Here is a 3,239-nt window from a genome sequence, read left to right as displayed (position 1 = left end):
GCTCAAGATCCTTTTGGATTGCGCCGAAACATCCGCATAGGTGCGATGAACACAGAACTGCCTGCGCCTCTGTTTTTTCAAACCTCTGTGTTCATCGTGCCTCTGCGGTAAAAATTCCGCGCCTCTGTCTTCCAAAAAAAACACCATAATCATGCGCGCAGAAAAGCAGTGGTCGCCAAACTCATCACCTCATCGCGCAACCGCAGCTCCTATTCGGACTGCGGTTGCGAAGTGAGGAACGAACGCAGCCACCGCTTTCGACATGCCTGATGGCTCGCACGTGCCATGGAATGCTCGAAAGCGGGAGCCTGTGATCGTCCGCTAGCCAAGCGATCTCACGCACACCAAGTGAGGCTCGAAAGCGGCAGCTTCGCGTGCCGCACTCCAAATGTCATGTGTCATGCTCACGACTCTTTTGGATTGCGCTGAAACATCCGCATAGGTGCGATGAACACAGAACTGCCTGCGCCTCTGTTTTTTCAAACCTCTGTGTTCATCGTGCCTCTATGGTCAAAATTCCGCGCCTCTGTCTTCCAAAAAAAACGCCATAATCACCCCCGCCTCAAACCTCCGCTTGCACCTTCCCTCCCACCCGCCTTCATGCCCGCATGATCGCCTTCCTTCGCGGCCTCCTCGCCGAAGCTCTCCCTCACCGTGCCACCATTGATGTCAATGGCGTAGGCTACCTCGTCCTCATCCCCCTCACCACTTTCGACAAACTCCCGCAGCCCGGTGAAAAGGTGCAGCTCCTCACCCACTACCACGTCACCGACCGCGACCACACCCTCTTCGGCTTCATCACCGCCGACGAGCGCGACCTCTTCCGCCTCCTCATGGACCGCGTCTCCGGCATCGGCCCCAAGATGGCCCTCAGCGTCCTCAGCGGCATGCCCGTGGCAGCCTTCAAAGACGCCGTCATCAGCGGTGATGTAAAATCCCTCTCCCGCATCAAAGGCGTCGGCGGCAAGACCGCCGAACGCATCGTGCTCGAACTCAAAGACAAAGTCGGCGTCGTCGATGCCTGGCAGGCCTCCCGCACCGCCAAAGGCACCCACGACCCCAAGCAGGAAGCCCAAACCGACGCCGTCCTCGGCCTCATTGCCCTCGGCTACAAACAATCCGAAGCCATCAAAGCCGTCAACGACCTCGCCAAAAACCCCGGCATGGACACCGCCGACAAACTCATCCGCGAAGCCCTCCGCAGCATGAACTGAAGTAGCCTTGTTCCTGCGGAACAAGGAAAGCCCCCGTTTCACCTCAGCCCTGCAGCGTTCCCCCACGTTGGACATCTGGTGCTTCCCCTGTTCCACTAGAACAGCACAATTTTACTCTCACCATCAGTGTCGTCATCCCAGCCAGAGCCTGGGAGCGCGGGTCTCTGAGCCCGCAGCAGGTCGTCCGCGCATGGCGGATGTTTTCCATGCTGTCTGTCGCAAGCAAACATGGAACACCAGTGCCGCCATCAGATGGCGCGGCCATCCCAGCAAGAACTTGGGAGCGCGGGACTTCGAGCCCGCAGCAGGTCGTCCGCGCCTGGCAGATGTTCTTCCATGCTGTCAGTCACAAGCACACTTGGGACATCTGTGCCGCCATCGGATGGCGGAGCCATCCCAGCCTGTAGCGAGGGATTGAGCGCAGCGACATCCCTCGTAAACGCTCACGTCATCCCCCAAGGCACATGCATCGCGTAGCGATGCCAGCACGCATGTCCCTGACCTAACGTCCTCGCCTCGGTGCCCCCTACTTCAAACTCTTGATATACAAAATCAGACTCTCAATCTGCCCCTCATTCAAAATCCCCGAATAAATCGGCATCCCCGTATCAAACTTCTCAAACCCTTTCACGACCTTCGCACTCGGATTCGTGATCGACTCCCGCAGATACGCCTCATCCGCCTTGAACTTGCCCTTCTGCCCCTTCGCGATCTCACGCTCGCTGCCATACAGCCCCTTCCAGCTCGGCCCCACCTTGCCCACCAGCGTCCCATCCGTGCTATGGCACGCCATGCAGCCAAACATCTGATACAGCCGCTCACCTTCCTCCGCCGTCGCCTTCACCGTGGCCACCGCAGCCGCTTTACGCGGCGTCAGATCCACCTTCAGGTTCTCATCAAACCCTTCCTTCTTCGCATCAAACGTCAGGAGCTCCCACGGAGAAAAGTACGCCGTGTTCTCCGCCTTGTCACCGTCCACGCTCTTCAGCCCCCAGCCGATGCGCATCTGGTGCACACCCGCCTTCATGTCAGGAAAGCCCACCAGCACGCTCATCCCGTCCTTGCTCAGATACGCGCTGCTCGCCGTCATCCATTCCTGCCCGCTGCTGCCGTCCAGCTTCAAATGCGGAGAGCCATAGTCAAAGGTGCGTTTGTAGTTCCAGCGCTCTCCATTGAAGCTGTCAGGATCAGTCGCCAGTTTCGGATCCAGCTTCGCATTGAAGCGCAGCAGCAGCCCCTTGTCCGTCGGCGTCACTTCCTTGAGCAGCACCCGCGGCTTGTCCGTATAGCGCACTCGCGCAAATCCGCTGATCTTCTTCACCACCGTCCCCCACACTTGGAAGCCCACCACATAGAGCTGCCCGTCCGCCGGATTCACCACCGCATTCAGCGTGGGAAAATCAAAGTTCCGGTTAAAGCTCACCACCGCCGCCTGCGGCTTTTCAAAATGCGAATTCATCAGCACGCGAAACAGTTCCGGCCGGTTGTAGCCAATGTGGATCAGCTCCCCATTCACCGGCCCCATCTTCGCGCCGATGAGCCACGTCTGCGTCACCCCGCTCGGATTCACCGGATGCGGCAGCCACGTCAGCGGCTCCGTGATTGTCTCCGGATACTTCTCCTTGGGCGCGATCGTCGGCAGATGCCCGTAGAAGTGATGATCCGAAATAATATGCAGTGGCGTGGACGGCACATAGTTCCCTTGCTGATCGCTCGCCGTCACCAGCCCCGTCTTCGGATTCACCCCGATGAACGGCTGCCGCAGCCCATACCCAATCACCTCCATCGACTTCCCATCCGCTGCGATCTTGATCACCGTCCCATTGTGCTTCCCATAGGTCGTCCCTTCCTGCCCCCCCTTCGAAATATACAGCTCCCCCTTCGGCCCCAGCTTCATCGAATTCGGAAACTCCCGCGTCTCCGCCGTCTGCGCGAACAGGTTGCAGAACATCTCATACCGGTCGCACTCCTTGTCCCCATTCGTGTCCACCAGCTTCCAGATCCCATTGCGGTCAAAGACAAGAA

Annotated in this window: 2 protein-coding genes; one reads left to right on the top strand and one right to left on the bottom strand. The window is 58.7% G+C overall.

Going from position 1 to position 3,239, the window contains the following annotated elements:
* Window positions 1-608 precede the first annotated feature (608 nt).
* The gene (ruvA, locus tag WAW39_RS30605) at window positions 609-1,214 is read left to right on the top strand and encodes a Holliday junction branch migration protein RuvA (protein ID WP_422323636.1); all 606 of its coding nucleotides are present in this window, start codon (window positions 609-611) and stop codon (window positions 1,212-1,214) included.
* A gap of 526 nt (window positions 1,215-1,740) precedes the next feature.
* Here the strand turns inward: ruvA and WAW39_RS30600 are convergent.
* Window positions 1,741-3,239, bottom strand: a 1,499-nt coding sequence (locus WAW39_RS30600) for a c-type cytochrome (RefSeq protein WP_422323634.1), incomplete at its 5' end; no start/stop codon positions are given.

Origin of the sequence: Prosthecobacter sp. (assembly GCF_049294395.1) — a bacterium.
GTDB lineage: Bacteria > Verrucomicrobiota > Verrucomicrobiia > Verrucomicrobiales > Verrucomicrobiaceae > Prosthecobacter.
The sequence above is the reverse complement of the archived record's forward strand: the minus strand, read 5'-3'. Positions and strand labels throughout refer to the sequence as shown.

What these genes read in the sequence shown, in the direction of transcription:
- ruvA (WP_422323636.1), top strand. Translation starts at nt 609, where the DNA reads ATGATCGCCTTCCTTCGCGGCCTCCTCGCCGAAGCTCTCCCTCACCGT.